Annotated in this window: 15 protein-coding genes; 6 read left to right on the plus strand and 9 right to left on the minus strand. The window is 48.2% G+C overall.

Annotated elements, in window-relative coordinates:
* Positions 1-187 precede the first annotated feature (187 nt).
* Both PUW25_RS20625 and asd read left to right on the plus strand, forming a co-directional pair.
* A complete protein-coding gene (locus PUW25_RS20625; protein ID WP_274337466.1) occupies positions 188-1,303 on the plus strand; it encodes a YheC/YheD family endospore coat-associated protein in 1,116 nt (371 codons plus the stop codon).
* A 100-nt stretch (positions 1,304-1,403) separates the two neighbouring features.
* Positions 1,404-2,216 carry an archaetidylserine decarboxylase gene (asd, locus tag PUW25_RS20630; RefSeq protein WP_047913602.1) on the plus strand — a complete coding sequence of 271 codons (813 nt, stop codon included), beginning with the start codon at positions 1,404-1,406 and terminating at the stop codon, positions 2,214-2,216.
* Between the two features lie 403 nt (positions 2,217-2,619).
* Here the strand turns inward: asd and PUW25_RS20635 are convergent, their stop codons facing one another.
* From PUW25_RS20635 to pdxR, 3 genes are all read right to left on the minus strand, one after another.
* On the minus strand, positions 2,620-3,408 hold the full coding sequence (locus PUW25_RS20635) for a helix-turn-helix domain-containing protein (RefSeq protein WP_047913601.1): 789 nt from the start codon (positions 3,406-3,408) through the stop codon (positions 2,620-2,622).
* Positions 3,409-3,505: 97 nt separating this feature from the next.
* Positions 3,506-4,285: a TIGR00266 family protein gene (locus PUW25_RS20640; protein ID WP_047913600.1), complete on the minus strand. Its 780-nt coding sequence runs from the start codon at positions 4,283-4,285 to the stop codon at positions 3,506-3,508.
* 96 nt (positions 4,286-4,381) lie between these two features.
* Positions 4,382-5,875: a MocR-like pyridoxine biosynthesis transcription factor PdxR gene (gene pdxR, locus PUW25_RS20645; RefSeq protein WP_274338439.1), complete on the minus strand. Its 1,494-nt coding sequence runs from the start codon at positions 5,873-5,875 to the stop codon at positions 4,382-4,384.
* 160 nt (positions 5,876-6,035) lie between these two features.
* Here pdxR and PUW25_RS20650 point away from each other — a divergent pair, with 160 nt between their 5' ends.
* The 3 genes from PUW25_RS20650 to PUW25_RS20660 all read left to right on the plus strand — a co-directional run bounded on the left by PUW25_RS20650 (position 6,036) and on the right by PUW25_RS20660 (position 8,537).
* The gene (locus PUW25_RS20650) at positions 6,036-6,650 is read left to right on the plus strand and encodes a pyridoxamine 5'-phosphate oxidase family protein (RefSeq protein ID WP_274338440.1); all 615 of its coding nucleotides are present in this window, start codon (positions 6,036-6,038) and stop codon (positions 6,648-6,650) included.
* 218 nt (positions 6,651-6,868) lie between these two features.
* The gene (locus tag PUW25_RS20655) at positions 6,869-8,167 is read left to right on the plus strand and encodes an aminotransferase class I/II-fold pyridoxal phosphate-dependent enzyme (protein ID WP_274338441.1); all 1,299 of its coding nucleotides are present in this window, start codon (positions 6,869-6,871) and stop codon (positions 8,165-8,167) included.
* Positions 8,168-8,411: 244 nt separating this feature from the next.
* The gene (locus PUW25_RS20660) at positions 8,412-8,537 is read left to right on the plus strand and encodes a sporulation protein YjcZ (protein WP_081872719.1); all 126 of its coding nucleotides are present in this window, start codon (positions 8,412-8,414) and stop codon (positions 8,535-8,537) included.
* A gap of 132 nt (positions 8,538-8,669) precedes the next feature.
* Here PUW25_RS20660 and PUW25_RS20665 read toward each other — a convergent pair whose 3' ends face one another.
* The 6 genes from PUW25_RS20665 to PUW25_RS20690 form a co-directional block, all read right to left on the minus strand.
* Positions 8,670-9,887, minus strand: a complete 1,218-nt coding sequence (locus PUW25_RS20665; protein WP_274338442.1) for an ABC transporter permease — start codon at positions 9,885-9,887, stop codon at positions 8,670-8,672.
* Positions 9,888-9,890: 3 nt separating this feature from the next.
* On the minus strand, positions 9,891-10,637 hold the full coding sequence (locus PUW25_RS20670) for an ABC transporter ATP-binding protein (RefSeq protein WP_047913595.1): 747 nt from the start codon (positions 10,635-10,637) through the stop codon (positions 9,891-9,893).
* A 17-nt stretch (positions 10,638-10,654) separates the two neighbouring features.
* The gene (locus tag PUW25_RS20675) at positions 10,655-12,019 is read right to left on the minus strand and encodes a DEAD/DEAH box helicase (RefSeq protein ID WP_047913594.1); all 1,365 of its coding nucleotides are present in this window, start codon (positions 12,017-12,019) and stop codon (positions 10,655-10,657) included.
* A 195-nt stretch (positions 12,020-12,214) separates the two neighbouring features.
* On the minus strand, positions 12,215-12,991 hold the full coding sequence (locus PUW25_RS20680) for an SDR family NAD(P)-dependent oxidoreductase (protein WP_274337472.1): 777 nt from the start codon (positions 12,989-12,991) through the stop codon (positions 12,215-12,217).
* 128 nt (positions 12,992-13,119) lie between these two features.
* Complete coding sequence (locus tag PUW25_RS20685) at positions 13,120-13,578, minus strand: chemotaxis protein CheX (protein ID WP_274338443.1); 459 nt, start codon at positions 13,576-13,578, stop codon at positions 13,120-13,122.
* A gap of 204 nt (positions 13,579-13,782) precedes the next feature.
* Complete coding sequence (locus PUW25_RS20690; protein WP_274338444.1) at positions 13,783-15,108, minus strand: MFS transporter; 1,326 nt, start codon at positions 15,106-15,108, stop codon at positions 13,783-13,785.
* A 259-nt stretch (positions 15,109-15,367) separates the two neighbouring features.
* Here PUW25_RS20690 and PUW25_RS20695 point away from each other — a divergent pair, with 259 nt between their 5' ends.
* On the plus strand, positions 15,368-16,270 hold the full coding sequence (locus PUW25_RS20695) for a LysR family transcriptional regulator (RefSeq protein ID WP_047913589.1): 903 nt from the start codon (positions 15,368-15,370) through the stop codon (positions 16,268-16,270).
* Positions 16,271-16,288: the final 18 nt, after the last annotated feature.

Raw genomic sequence — 16,288 nt, forward strand, 5'->3', positions numbered from 1 at the left:
TGCATCCTATGCACGGCTATAGGCATGTGACACTCCCCCGGCATACTTTCATGAAGGTCCATGCCCTAATTTTAGGCTTGTATTTCAACGGCTCGATGGGGGCTGCTCTCCCTATCCGGACAAACCCTGCAATCATAGAATAGAATCGAGCCTTTCTTTAACGTATCCGAAAGGAGGAATCAAGCTTATGGAACATGTCGGCATCCTTCTGGACTCTTCCGTCCATCGGAGAATTCCTCATGGCAGAACAGGGCAGGAATCTCTTGCACAATATGAACTGGAAGCAGCTTCCTACAACCTCATCCCCTGTTACATGAGACTTGAAGATATCAATCTGTCTGCAGGGACATGCAGAGCCTATATCCACTCAGAGAACAGATACAAGCTGAATACCATCAAGCTTCCCTATATTATCCATAATCGGGCTATGTACTTTACTACAGCCAGTCACCATAAAATGGCCGGACTGATCCAGCGGGGAATTCTCATCTATAACCTTAGAAATCGATATAAAAAAGTTCAGATTCATAAACTGTTATCCCGAAAGCCGGAGCTTGTACCTCATTTGCCCGAGACAGAGCCGGCCACCAAGCAATCCATAGCACGGATGATGGGTAAGCATTCGGATTTAATCATCAAGCCCAGCAATGGAAGTATTGGGACCGGAGTGATGCGGCTAACACAGCAAAGTGCCTTCTGGCAGCTCACCTTCCATCCGAAACCAGGCAAATGGAGACAAGTCAGATTCAAGCCAGGACGACTGCCTTCTTTTCTGCCCGCACGCATTGCCCGCAAGGAGCACCTCATTCAGCAAAGAATACCTTTGGCCACGTATGAAGACCGGCCTTTTGATCTGCGTGTAACCGTACAGCGAGGAATGACCGGGGAATGGGGAGTTACGGGGATGTTCGCCAAGCTGGCAGCCTCTAAGGATGCCTTTATCACCAATGTGGCTCGCGGCGGATCTGCCATGACGGTGGATCGCATATTCCCAAGCGTGTTCCCTTATGTTGCGGCAGATAAACTCCAGAGCAGCATTCATCATCTGGCTCTGACTGCAGCGCACCAGCTGTCTGCCGAGCTGCCCCATATTGCGGATCTTGGCATTGATCTGGGTATTACTACGGCAGGTGAACTCTACTTGATTGAATGTAATGGAAGAGATCAGCGCTATGGCTTCCGCAAAGCCGGCATGCCGGAAGAATGGGCCCGCAGTTATCGTGAACCGATGGCGTATGGGCGTTATCTCCTTGATCAGAAACGGTCTGCGCTTCTGTCAAAGACCTCAACCTTATTGCAATAACGTCATATTGATTTCGAACCCGTTCTGTGTCAATATTATGCAGAGTGGCCGGACTTTACGAACGTCCGGTCTAGACGCTCGTTTCCTAAGGGGGATATACATGTCGAAACCGTTGCTGCGCCTCATGACAGAGCTTTCTTCACGCAAATGGATCTCCCGGCTTACCGGCACTTTTTCCAAGAGCAGTGCGAGTAGGCTGCTCATTCCGTGGTTTATCCGAACCTACGAAATAGATCCTAATGAGGCCGAACTAGAACCAGGCGAATACCCTTCCCTGAATGCTTTTTTTACACGAAGGCTGAAGCCCCATGCGAGGCCTCTGCATGAACATCCAGATTCTCTGCTTAGTCCGGTGGACGGCAAAATTACAGCGATGAGTCCGATAACCAAAGGCACCATTCTTAATATCAAAGGTCACGATTATACCCTCGCTGATCTGCTGAACCAATCTCCTCACATGGAGAAGTATAAAAATGGGTGGGCTGTCATTCTGTATCTGAGTCCAAAAGATTATCATCGAATTCATGCTCCGGTCACGGGTAAACAGGTAGAGAGCGAGCATATCCGCGGTAAAGTGTATCCGGTGAATGATTTTGGTCTGCGTCATATGAGAACCGTATTAAGCCGGAATGAACGGCTTATTACATATATCAAGCATGAGCATGGCGAGATTGCGCTTGTGAAAGTCGGGGCTATGAATGTAAGCAGCATTCAATATGCTGATGACACCGTGAAGGCTTGGCAGCGCGGGGATGAGCTCGCTTACTTCGAATTCGGCTCTACTGTCGTATTGCTGTGTGAGAACGGCACCTTTGTACCAAGGGAAGACCTGGCGGAAGGAGACAGTGTCCGGATGGGTGATCCGCTTGGGGTCATTGTTTCGAAGTCAGCAGCAATAAGAAGGCCATCATAGAAGAACACCGAATAATAGCGTGCGGATTGAATAGTAAAAAGCAGCAGTCTCTTTGAAAAGCATTTTCCAGAGAGACTGCTGCTTTTATCATTTGAGGCTTTTGCACAATTCGGTATGATTGGTCTTAGGATGTATGCAAATCCTCTGTATATGATGAATCCATATTTTGATTCACTCCACTAATTTCAATCCATTCTAGAACCAGACATTGTCCACCGGTTTACGGCGCAAACGGTTACGGAACAGAGAACAGCCTTTGCCAAAACAGCCGCGATTTCGAATTCTGCGAATTCCGTTCAAAGTAGACCCTCCTTACTCCTGCATGATATACATTAAAGCATATACCCCGCAGCATTAGGTTTGAAACTTTGATTAACGCTTTGCGTCATTTTACAATCTCGAATCAACGAATCTCTGATGGACTTCTCCCTGTATATTGCTTGAACTGCCTGCTGAAAAAGAAGATATCGCGATACCCGAGGGCATCCGCCACCTCTGTTACATTCATTCCTGCATGCACCAGCAGATGCTCTGCACGCTCAATGCGCATCTTGATAATATAGGACTGGACGGATGAACCGATCAGCTCTTTAAATTTTATGGAGAAATAACGGGGGGAAAGTCCTGCTCTCGCCGCAAGATCCTCTACCCGATGATTAATGCCGGGATGCTGACGCACGTAGTTAGCGATCTCCTGAATCGCTTCAGCAAGCTGGTTACTGACCTTCTTCTCCGCAGGGTGCTCCTCATATTCCAGCCGCAGCAAATGAATCATCATCTGCTTCAGAATAAGCTTATTCTCTTCTTCACGTCCATAGGCTTGGGACAAAAATAACCTCACGTATCTCGCAAGCATATGCTCAAAGTCAATCGTCTCTCGAAGCCGGTTATACGTACCCGGGACTTCTGTAACCGGCTCCTTGACATCAAAATGTATATACGTTAGTACAAACGGCTTCTGCGGATTATGAGTTGCACTTGTATGGTCACCAGGACGGAACAAGAAGCAGCTTCCCTTCTGGGCATGATAAGGCTCATCATTTACAATGACCGTACCTTCTCCGCTCCACACATAAAATAAATCGTAGTTTTGCATCGGTTTTTCGCGTTTCTGCCATTTCCAGCCTGGCTCACAGACAATCTTGGCGACGGCGGGCAAAATCACAAAAGACGACGGTGACGCATGTAACATGTCGTCCTTCCTCCTTATTAAGTGGATCATTACCCCTTATTATAGCGTGAAACGAGGCGGAAGAAAAACGCTACATCATGTAGATATGATTAAACATTTAACGCCCATCCAGTAAATTGCCGAGTCCTCCAAGAACGCTGCCTTCCTCTTTTTTCCCCATGCTTGCAGACAGCACTTTATCAGCCAATCTGGAGAATGGCAAAGACTGCACCCAGACCTTACCCGGTCCACGCAAAGTGGCAAAGAACAGACCTTCACCGCCGAATAAGGCGGTCTTCACTCCCTTGACGAACTCAATATCATAATCAATAGTAGATGTCATCGCGACTAGGCAGCCTGTATCTAAACGGAGCGTTTCACCTGGCTGGAGCGTTCTTTCGATCACTAAACCGCCGGAATGAACGAAGGCCAGGCCATCCCCTTCAATTTTTTGCATAATGAAGCCTTCACCGCCAAAGAAACCTGCACCCAGCTTACGACGGAACTCAATGCCTACCGATACTCCCTTGGCTGCACACAGAAAGGCATCCTTCTGGCAGATCACTTTACCTCCCAGATTGACCAGGTCGAGAGGGATGATCTTGCCTGGATACGGTGAAGCAAAGGTTACACTTTGACGGTACCTGCCTTCGTTCGTGAATACCGTCATGAATAAGCCCTCCCCTGTGATGAGTCGTTTGCCTGCCCCCATCAGCTTGCCCATCATGCCTCTTCCCGCTGAACTGCCGTCTCCGAAGATCGTTTCCATACGAATATCCTGATCCATCATCATGAAGCTGCCTGCCTCAGCAACGACACTTTCACCCGGATCGAGCTGAATTTCTACACACTGCATCTCTGAACCGAGAATCGAATAATCAATTTCATGTGCTGGCATTTGAATTCCCCCCATAAGTTTAATTATTTGTCAAATGAGTCCTTATTAATGACTATGATTACGTGAAATGATCTTAACTGGTTTCAACACCTTGATTTATTTTCCAATTCCATCTTCATGTTTGATGTCTTCATATGCCTGCGCCATCCGTAAGATGCCCTCCTTTATTTCCTCCTCGGATAGATGCGCATATTTAAAATAGGCGGAAGGTCTGGACGGATCGAGCTGAAATCGGACTCCGTCAGTGAAGTATACTCCCCGTCGCGTGCAGGCCTTCTTGAACGAAGCATAATCTACATCGCTCCCTTTCCATAATCCGTAAAAGCCCAGCCCCGCATCCCCTATAAACACGGTGAATAGGTGGCCTGTATACTGCTGGATCCATTCGGCAAATTTCCGATGCTTCACCCCATACCGGCGGGTCAGCTTTCGGATATGCTTCGCATAGCCGCCGCGAGACATCCAGACAGCCAGCGCCCGCTGTTCATATAGACCCGCAGTTATCGGGTCGTAGTATGCTTTGGCTGCAACGACCGGTGCGACAAGCGCTGGAGGCAGAACTGCATAGCCCAGGCGAAATCCTTCGGGCATCGTTTTGGAGAAAGAGCCAATATGAATGACTCTCTGCTCCTGATCGAGCACTTTCAGCGGCTCAATTGGACGTCCTTGAAAGCGGAATTCGCTGTCATAGCTGTCTTCGATAATAATCGCCTGCCTGTTCCTTGCCCAAGCCAGTAGAGCCAGCCTTCGCTCCAGATTGAGTACAACACCCGTTGGAAACTGCCGGCTGGGCGTAACAAATAGAAGTCTCGCATCCCAATCCTCAGGAATAATTCCTTGATGATCTACGGTAGAAGGAATCACTTCGCCTCCGCACACCTGGACTGCCTGGGCAAACCCCTTGAATCCCGGACTTTCGACTACCGCCTTCTCTCCCTCATCCAATATCACTTGTGTAAGAAGCGCTATAGCCTGCATCGAACCGTTAAACAGGACGATTTCCTTGCCGCTGACCATAATCCCCCGAGTTGCTCCCAGATGCGCCGCTATGGCTTCTCTTAAACGTATATCGCCTGCCGGGTCATACACACTCTCATATTTCTCCTGCTGATTGCTTCTCGACAGAATACTCTTCCATTCCGCATACGGAAAATCGGCATCAGGCTGGTGTGATCTGTCAAAGCGTATTTCCTCTGTCTGCTTATGTGCGGACTGCTCATCCGGCAGGAGAAGATGCGAATTGACCGCTGTCAAGGATTGATACTGTTCAGCTGCCCGTTTTCCCCACGCAGATAATTGAATGTCCGGATATACTGCCTCCGGCGGTTCACCAGGCATGCCGGCAAAGGCTACATATGTCCCTCGTCCCGTCTCCGTGTGAATATACCCATCGGCCTGCAGCATGTCATAAGCGGTTGCGACAGAACCGCGGGACAGCCTGTATTGAACAGCTAACTGCCGAGTTGCCGGCAGCTGAGTTCCACTCTGCAGCGTTCCTGACAGAATTGCATCCCGAATCGCGTGGTACAGCGCATGGTATTTATAACGGTATTCCTTGATATATCGATCCCAAGAAAGCATAAATTCCATATTATTCGATCCTCCGTCATCTGCTGCTTTCCGTTTGAGTTTACATGGTTCTTATAAATTGGACTATAAAAAATTAATGATATTGGATCTTTTTTCATGACAATAGACGGACTAAGATGTAGAAAAACATCAATCGGCCGCTGCGAGGAGGCACACGCTTATGAGAAGAAAAGAATTCACCATTGAGCAGGAAGAGGAGATTACTGAATTTCTATCAACACAAACCTTCGGGTATCTTGGTACCGTCAGTCCGGACAACAAACCAAGGGTAACACCGCTCAATTTTGTTTATGATGAAGGTTATTTTTATTTTCACGGCAGTCTGGCCGGGGAGAAAATGAAGCATATCAAGGCAAACAGCACCGTCAGCTTTACCGTGGCAGAAGAGTTTTCGTTAATCCCGTCCTACTTCAAGGACCCCTTGCTGGCCTGTCCCGCAACATCCTTCTTCAAAAGTGTATCCGCTAGTGGTCATGCAGAGAAAGTAATCGATCTGAAGGAAAAGGCCCGGGCTCTGAACCGATTTATGGAAAAGCTCCAGCCGCAGGGAGGCTATCTGACCATCGATGCCGACGATCCCAGATATACAGGTCAATTAAAGGCGGTTGCCGTCGTCCGGATCATTCCCGAAACACTGAGTGCGAAGTTCAAATTCGGGCAGAACCTGCAGCAGGACAAGCATGAACAGCTCCAAGAGCAGCTGGAACAGCGAGGCGAGGCAAAGGATGCCGCAACCGTAGAAATGATGCGAAAATATTGTCCTTTTCACTCCTGAATGATTCCATGTTTTCTCTTTCCACTAGTCGCTCATACGATAGCTGCAGCTTGTTCATGCTTGCTGCACATCAGTCATAACTCAGCAATGTAACGCGGTAATGCATTGTAAAGGTCATTTGTATTGTTTTTCCGTGACGACTGCTGTGCTTGGTGCTATAATATGAGGCAGTGTAAATGGTCTCTAATCTATTCAACGACTTGGAAGGATGAAAATCGATGAACCCACTGGCTGTACAGCTGAACGAAAGTATTCAAGCGGGCAGCGATCATGTGTACGACATGCTCTCGAGGCTCGGCAAAGAGCTTTATTATCCGAAGGAAGGTATTCTTAGTCAATCGGCTGAAGCTTCAAGCCGCGCGAAGAAATACAATGCAACGATCGGGATTGCAACCGAAGGCGGCAAACCGATGCATCTGCAAGTCATCCAGGAGAAACTATCTGCCTATAAGCCACAGGATTTGTATCCTTATGCACCCCCGGCTGGTAAACCAGATTTACGAGTAGCATGGCGGAACAAGATGATTGAAGAGACGCCATCCTTACAAGGTAAAATATTTGGCAATCCCATTGCAACGAACGCTCTGACCCATGGTCTCAGCATTGTGGCAGACCTGTTCGTCGATGACGGAGATGCTGTTATATATCCAGATAAAAACTGGGAGAACTATGAACTCACCTTTGGAGTTCGAAGACATGCCCGTTTGGTCAATTATCCATTGTTTAATGATCAGATGAAATTTAACAGCAACGGACTTAAGGAGGCTCTCCTTGCACAGAAGGATCAGGGCAAGGCCGTTGTTGTCTTGAATTTCCCGAACAATCCGACAGGCTACACCCCGGGCATTGAAGAAAGCAAGGAGATTGTAGCCGCTGTCACAGAAGCAGCAGAGGCAGGAATTAACGTCGTTGTTGTAACAGATGATGCCTATTTCGGTCTGTTCTTCGAGGATTCCATTCACGAATCGTTGTTTGGAAGCCTGACCGGCATTCACCCACGAGTTCTCCCGATCAAGATCGACGGAGCAACGAAGGAAGAGTTCGTCTGGGGATTCCGTGTCGGATTTATAACGTATGCTCATGACAACCAGGACATCCTGTCTGCACTGGAACAGAAGACGCTGGGAATTATCCGCGCAACCATCTCCAGCGGCCCGCATCCTTCACAGACCTTTGTGCTTGATGCGCTGAAATCTCCTGAATTTGCAGCTCAAAAGGAAGAGAAGTTCCACATTATGAAGGCTCGTGCCAATACCGTCAAAGCCCTGCTCGACAGCGGCAAATACGACGGAGCATGGGAATACTATCCTTTCAATTCAGGGTACTTCATGTGTCTGAAGGTGACGAAGGTACAAGCTGAAGAGCTGCGTGTGCATCTTCTAAACCAATACGAGATCGGGACAATTGCGCTTGGCGAGCATGATTTGCGTATTGCCTTTTCCTCACTGGAGGAGAATCAGCTTGAAGAGCTGTTCAACACGATTTATCAAGCTGTACAGGATCTGACACAAGGTTAGATTCGGATTCAAGTATCGAACCAAATAAGTCCAAATCACGAGAAAAGTATTAGCCCTTCTGACTTCCCTTAGGCAGTCAGAAGGGCTTGTTTGTGTGTCAAAATAGACGGATCCTATTTCTGTTTCATTTTTTTTATGCATCAAAAGGCAGCAGCCCAAACACGAGGGGTATTTGCATCATAGGATACGTTGTACGCTTCTTCAAGAGAGGCTTACGAATAAGACCTGAAAGGGGTATGAAAATATGTCTGGAACAGAAGAAAGAAGTTACGGTTACGGCGGCGGCGGTTTTGGTGGATACGGCATCGGAGCAATCCTTGTATTGTTCATCCTTCTTGTTATCATCGCTAAATCCTTCTCCTCTTACTAATTGCAGGTAAAGAACAGCTCAGTGGATGGACGGTAAATTTCATACCTGATCTAACCTCGCGAATAAGTCACCAGGCCATAAAGGAAAGGGGTCTATCCATGGATAGACCCCTTTCCGCTAATCACCTTACACTTATTCCAATTCCTCTTCCTTAGTCCATTTCTTCAGTTGCGAGCTTCGGAACATGCGGGCGATGAGTAGGCCAAGAGCTAATGTAATTAGCAGCTCTACCCATCTGCCCCACCCTCCGATAAGCAGTGGAATCCATAACAAGATGGTTAACGCCGACTGCAAGGTATATACGAACTTCAGTACCTGTAGTCTACGGCTCTCTGCTGTTACCGGATAGATGTAGATCCAGAAGGAATCACGGTGATATCGGAGTAGTCCGGACAGCTGAATTCCCAGTACGAACAAGAAGAATAAGTATACTCCGCTTCCCCACAGGCTGCTTCCCGTCCAGTGCACGAACAGACCGCCTACAATGGCAAGCCTGATACATATTCCCAGCAGATCACTGCGGATGAAGGTCTTTGCTATTAAGTATTGAAAAGCCTTGTCCTGCCCCCATGCTATACGTTCGGCCAGTGGTGCAAGCAAACGGCGGGAATGGACACGCTGCTTGAGTGCAGGGACTTCGACGAAGAAGCCTAATGTCTTGATCACTCTCGCCCCTCTGATCTGCTCGGTCTCGATCAGATGCTCCCAATGAACCGGCAATCGTACGGGCAGACGAAGAGAGACGACATACAGCACAGTCAGTACAGCGATAAAGATTAATCCAGGTATAACTTGATGCCATATCCACGCATACAATGACAAGGTGATCACGGCATAACGCAGAAGCCGGTAGCCCATCCGTGACGACTTGGACAGCATTTGCTGCTCGCACCAGCCTCCGAAGCTGGCAATGCATTTTAAGATCACGAGCAGAATGAGAAACAGTAGGAAGGGCTTTGGTTCTCCCTCACTTCGAATATAAAGCGGCCACAAGAGGATGAATAGCAGGATGAGTCCAACCGTTTTGTAGACGATACCCCGAATAAAGCTGTTCTGCAAATACAGATGCATCCGATATTCCTGAGGTCTTAAGAAGACAATATCGGCTTGACGGAGGTAGGTCCGATAGCTGCTGAAGATGACCGGAGCAACGAGCACGAGGAGCATGACCCACCGGATCGGAAAACCATTCGGAACATCTTGTACAAGCGAAGTGTACCATGCGGAAAACGCGATCAGGGAAAAGCCAAGGACGACGGCTACCCCGCTCTGCAATACATAACCTAGATAGGGTGTAATTTGGTTCCAGAATGCACCTCGTCTTGATTTCCATAGCTGCTGCAAATCCATCTTCTAATCCCCGCCTTGTACGAGCTTATAGAATATTTCCTCCAGCGGAGCCTGTCTCATCCCGGACCCGGCCCGAAGCTCCTCCAGGGTCCCTTGCGATATAATCTTTCCCCCATGAAGTATGATGAAACGATCGCAATAGTTCTCTATCGTGGACAGGATATGAGAGCTGAGCAGAATCGAAGAACCCGATGCGCGAATTTGCATCATGAAATCCAGCAGTGATCTGATACCCAGTGGATCAAGGCCCAGAAACGGTTCATCAATAATGTATAGTGGAGGTCTGGCCACAAAAGCACTCATGATCATGACCTTTTGACGCATTCCTTTGGATAAATGGGCAGACAGGCTGTCTTTTTTGTCCCGCATACGGAACATGTCCAGGAGATGATCGGCCCGCTCTTCGAACTCCGCCTTGGACACATTATAGGCCCTAGCGGTAAACTCCAAATGCTCCATCACGGTCATCTCCATGAACAGCTCTGGTGATTCCGGAACAAACGCCATGCCGCTCTGGTAAGCTTCCGGATTCTCATCCCGGCGTTTGCCTCCAATGAGCACCTCTCCCTGATGAGGCACCATCAGACCCAAAATATGCTTCATTGTTGTACTCTTCCCGGCACCATTCAAACCGATCAGGCCAACCATTTCACCAGGAGCAACACGTATATCAATATCATGCAGCACCGGCTTCTTTGCACTGTACCCTCCGCTTAATCCGTTAATTTGCAGGATAGGTGTCTGTTCCATGTAATCCCCGCTTTCTTCTAGGACTCGCTGTTATCACTACGTTTATTCTTGAGCCATTTCGGAGCCCCTTTATTTTTCTTGTCCTGCGCCTTCTCATTCTTGCGTCTTGCCGCTGGAGCCGGCTTGTCCTTCGGACGGCTTGACGTATGGCTGATGCTCGCTTTTGGAGAAGCCGTTCTTGGAGCAGCCTCTTTACTTGGACCGCCTGCTCTTGTGCCTTCACGGAATACACTGCGCTTCGCTTGATCGTCCCGTTCCTGTACTTCTCCTCCGTACAGCACCCGTTCAATCAGCTCGATTCCGAGCTCTCTTGCGAATTTACGCATAATGAACGTTTCCTTCTCGCCCACAATGGAAATCACCGTTCCCGTCTTGCCCATCCGTCCTGTTCTGCCTGCCCGGTGAACATAATGATCAGAATCAAAGGCCGGATCAAAGTTGATGACCAGAGGAAGATCCTGAATATCCAATCCGCGTGCCGCAACGTCACTGGCTATCAGCAGCTTGATTTTGCCTTCTCTGAAATTCGCAAGGACTCTGCTCCGTGTCATTTTATCGGCATCTCCATACAAAGCCGCCGCGGATAGACCCATAAAGTTCATCTTGCCTTCTACTGCCGCGATGGTTTCTGCCGTATTCGCGAACACGATCGCTCTGGACGGGTCAAAATGGCGTACAATTCTTCGCAGCATGTCCACCTTTTCCCGTTCCTCAGCTACAAAGTAGAGATGCGTCAGACCGCTCGCGGTCATCTGCTCGGGTTCAATGCCTATGGTGACCATATCCTTCATTTCGCGCTTGGCAAGCTGCTCGGTCTCCTTATCCACCGTTGCAGACAAGAATACAAGCTGACGATCCCGCAGTGAACGATGCATAATCTGGTCCACATCTCCGGCTCCGCCGAGCTGGAACACTTGATCCACTTCATCAATGACAATTGTCGTGATCTGATGCATTTTCAGCTTGCGAATTTCAATAAGCTCACGTACCCGTCCCGGTGTCCCCACGACGACCTCCGGATGTTCCTTCAGCTTCTCAATTTGGCGCTTGATTGCTGCGCCGCCGATGAGTCCCAGCGTCTTAATGCCGCGGTAGGTACCGTACGTTTCGGCTTCGCGAACAATCTGCATCGCCAGCTCCTGTGTTGGAGCGAGGATCAGCTTCTGCGTACCCTTGATATCGGTATTAACCGTCTCCAGCACCGGCAGTAAATAAGCCAGTGTCTTTCCTGTTCCTGTCTGAGAACGCGCAAGCACATTCTTGCCTTCCTTAATGACGGGAATGGTCTGCTCCTGTACAGGAGAAGGCGTCTGTATCCCCCGCTCGTCAAGTCGTTCTATCAAACCCGGGCTTAGTCCGAGCGAATCAAATGTTGTTGTCATTCAAGTCCATCCTTTGTTATAAGTTCATTACTGTTCATTATATGCGAAAAACGTTCACGTACCAAATTACGGTTGTCAAAAAACAAAAGAACGGTACAGCAGTATCCATCTAGCTCGCCGAAATGAATTGCAAAACGAATCAAAACCACACAAAAAAGCTCTTGAGCACAAATCATGTTCAAGAGCCCTCTACTGCTATTTACGATTTAACAAACCATACGTAAGCTTGTCCGCCAGCCTTGGAAACAACTGGTATAATCTTATTCCAGCTGCAGCGATATGGGGAAGATTAACCTCTTCCTTCTGTTTGACGATCGCCTGCACCATCTTATCCGCTACATATTCAGGCTGCATAATAAAGCCCTTCAGGTTGCTAATGTAGCCACCATCGGGATCTGCCGTCTCAAAGAAGGGGGTATCAATCGGACCCGGATTAATCGTCGTTACCTTGATCCCTGTTTCTCTCAGCTCCTGACGCAGTGCATTACTAAAGCCCAGAACAGCATGCTTGGTGGCCGTATAAGATGCGGATTTTGCGGTCCCAATCTTGCCTGCCATGGATGCGACATTGACGATATGCCCCTGTCCGGATGCAAGCATATGGGGCAGTACAGCCTTTGTCATTCGTACCGTACCCATATAATTTACGTCCATCATTTGTTCAAAGGCCGCTACGGTCATGTTCTTCGTCATCTCAAATTGACCGTACCCTGCATTATTAAGCACAACATCGATTCGACCGTACCTGTCGATGATCCTCGTAATCAGTGCTTCCACCTGCTCATTATCGGTTACGTCCAGCGGATACCAGTCCGGTGTGCCGGCGATCGAAGCGCTGATCTTCTGGAGCTTATCCTCCGATCTCGCCAGCAGCACGGGCAGAGCGCCCTGCTCACTTAGCTTCTGAGCACAGATTGCGCCGATACCGCTGGAAGCACCTGTAATGAGTACTACCTTATCTTTTAGTTTCATCTTTTTTACCTCCCGAATGCAGTCCACTTATGTATCTGATCATAGTGTACCTGCAAATGGGTTTCAAGATTACAGTTTCATCATAAGATATAAGCTGCTCACAGCGGATTCCAAGCTATTTGAGCTTCTTACGAAATCATCACCTGAATATCAAGCTCTCCAATACCGTCCATCACAAGCGGAATGCTTAGCGCCTGGGTCACCACATCCATCGCTGGATGAGAGGACTTCGTTACTTGCGGCGGTGTAATATCAACGGCAATGCCCTGATTGTATAGAATCGTGCTTGCGTTTCCGCTGATCATATTGCCAAGCTCTGAAATCGCACTTTGCCCCATCTCATCCATCTCCGAGATGACATATCCGCCCATCATCGCAGAGACAATCCGCAGTGCCACCTGCTCCTGTATTCCGAACACGACCTTCCCGTTCAATTGTCCCGTCATTCCGATTAGAATCCAGATGTGGTCCTCGAGAAATTCAACTTGCTTGATACCCAGCTTGCCGGCGGAAGGTGAGATCTGAATCAATTGCTCAAATACGAGCCGCGCGGACTCCAAGAATGGATTAATCACTTCGGCTTTCAACGATTGTGCCTCCTTACTAGGTTAATGGTCACGAATCAAAAGTCCCATTATTTTAACAATATTATACTTGAAGCCACACCAAAATTCATTACGAATTCAAGCCAAAGGCCCATAATTATTGTTATCGACAAGTAAGAAGTGAATATTTATACCAAATTGTATTTAATCCATGTTTGATCCGCACCCAACATTAGTTCTATAGGACTATATCGTTGCCGCAGGAGGTTTTCCTGGATTTCTTGTTACCGGCGGTTCGGAATCATCGGAAGCCTCGGCTTCCCCTTTGGCCAAATTAACCCGAGTCAGCATCCATATTCCCAGAGCAAAAAAGATCAGCACCGATAGAATCGCCAGTCTGCTCGTTCCCGTGACAGCTGCTGTAAACCCGAATACAGCGGGGCCTAGAGCCGCAGATACTTTACCTGACAAACTCATGAACCCAAAGAATTCCGATGTCTTATGCGCAGGCACCAAGCGGCTGTAAATAGACCTTGCCAAAGACTGAGATCCTCCTTGAACCATCCCTACCATAAATGCCAGGATATAGAAATGGAGGGCCGATTCCATAAAGAAGCCAAAAATAACAATGACTACGTAAAACCAGAGCGACAGATACAAAGAACGCTTGGCCCCAATCTTACCCGCCAGCTTCCCGAACAAGAATGTAAAGGGCACACCCACAAATTGAGTAATGAGAAGAGCTGTAATCAGGTGGGTTGTACCGATTCCGATCTCAGCACCATAAATAGCAGCCATGCTGATAATCGTGCTGATTCCATCATTGAAGAACCAAAATGCAATAAGATATTTGAACAATTCAGGATACTTCTTCACGTGAAGAAGTGTGCTCGCCACACTTTTGACACTGTGGAGCGCCGTTTGTCCTACAGAACGGCCGGCCGATCGGGATGCTCCCTTATCACGCAGAGGAAATCTCCGGAGAAGAGGAATGGCAAACAGCAGCCACCATAAGCCTGAGGTCAGGAACACAAGCTGCATCGCCTGAATTTGAGACGTAAAGCCTATGCTTTCCCAGCCTTGGATCATAACGACATGGACAAGCAGCAGCAGCCCTCCTCCAATGTAGCCAAACATGTAGCCGCGTGCGGAGAGCATATCCCGATCTAGAGGCGGGGCGATATCTCGCAGCATGGAATCATAGAAGGTATTACCGCCGGAAAAGCCCAGTGTGGCAATAATAAAAAGGATGGATACTATAATATAGTCACCTGTCCCGGTCAGTGCCATTGCCGAGCTTGCAACCGCCCCCAATATGGCTGCAATCATGAGATAGGTTCCTTTGCGTCCCCCGACATCCGCCGCCGCACCTAATACAGGGGAGAGAACGGCGACAAGAATCATGGCGATCGTTTGGGAGAAAGCCCAATAGCTGGTAGCTATTGCATCATCCAGTCCCGCAGCCGCAACATTTTGATAGAAGACCGGAAGTACAGCCGCAATCATGGTTGTTGCGAAGGCGGAGTTCGCCCAGTCATACATGACCCATGCACGTGCTTGCTTTGGATCCATTCGTAAACCCCTCCATCATTTATTCCGTTTTTTTAATATTCATATAGCATGATTTTTGCATAATCTGAGATTTCATATGATAACTTTACATGAGATATGTTAATTAAATTTGCTTTTTACATAAACTATTGAACAAGCCTGAGCCACGATCTACATTGCTCTGCCGGTTCCAATCGCCTATAATTTAATAGAGTACTTTGAAGAGAAGACAACGCGATCAGCGAACTATTATGCAACCTATGAAGTCAGGAGGCTAGTCATGAACATCAGTCAATTGGAGACACTGATAACGATTTCCAAAACGATGAGCTTCCGTAAAGCCGGAGAACTTCTTAATTTGACACAACCTGCCGTCTCAGCACAGATCAAAAGCCTTGAGGATGAGTTTCGGACGGTGCTTGTGGACAGATCACAGCCAGTCGCCCTAACCGACCGCGGCAAGGTATTTCTGAACCACGCCGAACGGATTCTTGAGATTGTGGATGAACTGAAGCTCAAGCTCCTGGATCTTGATCAGAATCCGCAGGGACATATATTACTGGGCACAACCACATCCATCGCCATTCAGATATTGCCCCGCATTCTGTCTTATTTTCAAGATCAGTTTCCACGGATTAAGACAAGCATACAATCCATGCCATCCTCACAAATCTATGAGCAAGTAGAGAACGGGATGATAGATGTCGGAATCGGTTATCTTATTGAACGGAACCCTAATTTAAGTACCTCTACCCTGTACTATGATACATTTGAATTGGTCGTCTCCCCCAAGCATCCGCTGGCAAAGAAAAAACACGCTACAATTGATGCACTCGGTACAACGCCGCTCATCATGCTGTCACCGGATACAGTCGGCCGCCGGTTTGTAGATAATATCTTGGACAAACACGGGATTGAGCCCAATATCGTAATGGAATTGTCCAGCAGTGAAGAAGTCAAAAGAATGGTGGAGCTGGATCTCGGCGCAGCCGTTATCTCCAAGCAAGCCATTGCCGCAGAGCTTCGTCTCGGGACGCTGGTCATGATCCCGCTCAGTGAGCTCGAGGTCAGCCATCCTGTCGGCGTCATTTATAAATCCAGCCGGTATTTAAATTCCGCGATGCAGCAATTTTTGAGCGACCTCAAAGGAATGCCGGAAACTCAGTTTGTAAGCTCGGAATAACGGAGAAGGAGGAACAGG

The organism is Paenibacillus urinalis (assembly GCF_028747985.1).
GTDB lineage: Bacteria > Bacillota > Bacilli > Paenibacillales > Paenibacillaceae > Paenibacillus > Paenibacillus urinalis.

Coding starts and splice junctions, on each gene's coding strand:
- PUW25_RS20635 (WP_047913601.1), bottom strand. CDS start 3,408: ATGTTACATGCGTCACCGTCGTCTTTTGTGATTTTGCCCGCCGTCGCC.
- PUW25_RS20640 (WP_047913600.1), bottom strand. CDS start 4,285: ATGCCAGCACATGAAATTGATTATTCGATTCTCGGTTCAGAGATGCAG.
- PUW25_RS20655 (WP_274338441.1), top strand. CDS start 6,869: ATGAACCCACTGGCTGTACAGCTGAACGAAAGTATTCAAGCGGGCAGC.
- PUW25_RS20670 (WP_047913595.1), bottom strand. CDS start 10,637: ATGGAACAGACACCTATCCTGCAAATTAACGGATTAAGCGGAGGGTAC.
- PUW25_RS20675 (WP_047913594.1), bottom strand. CDS start 12,019: ATGACAACAACATTTGATTCGCTCGGACTAAGCCCGGGTTTGATAGAA.
- PUW25_RS20665 (WP_274338442.1), bottom strand. CDS start 9,887: ATGGATTTGCAGCAGCTATGGAAATCAAGACGAGGTGCATTCTGGAAC.
- pdxR (WP_274338439.1), bottom strand. CDS start 5,875: ATGGAATTTATGCTTTCTTGGGATCGATATATCAAGGAATACCGTTAT.
- PUW25_RS20650 (WP_274338440.1), top strand. CDS start 6,036: ATGAGAAGAAAAGAATTCACCATTGAGCAGGAAGAGGAGATTACTGAA.
- asd (WP_047913602.1), top strand. CDS start 1,404: ATGTCGAAACCGTTGCTGCGCCTCATGACAGAGCTTTCTTCACGCAAA.
- PUW25_RS20660 (WP_081872719.1), top strand. CDS start 8,412: ATGTCTGGAACAGAAGAAAGAAGTTACGGTTACGGCGGCGGCGGTTTT.
- PUW25_RS20625 (WP_274337466.1), top strand. CDS start 188: ATGGAACATGTCGGCATCCTTCTGGACTCTTCCGTCCATCGGAGAATT.
- PUW25_RS20695 (WP_047913589.1), top strand. CDS start 15,368: ATGAACATCAGTCAATTGGAGACACTGATAACGATTTCCAAAACGATG.
- PUW25_RS20680 (WP_274337472.1), bottom strand. CDS start 12,991: ATGAAACTAAAAGATAAGGTAGTACTCATTACAGGTGCTTCCAGCGGT.
- PUW25_RS20690 (WP_274338444.1), bottom strand. CDS start 15,108: ATGGATCCAAAGCAAGCACGTGCATGGGTCATGTATGACTGGGCGAAC.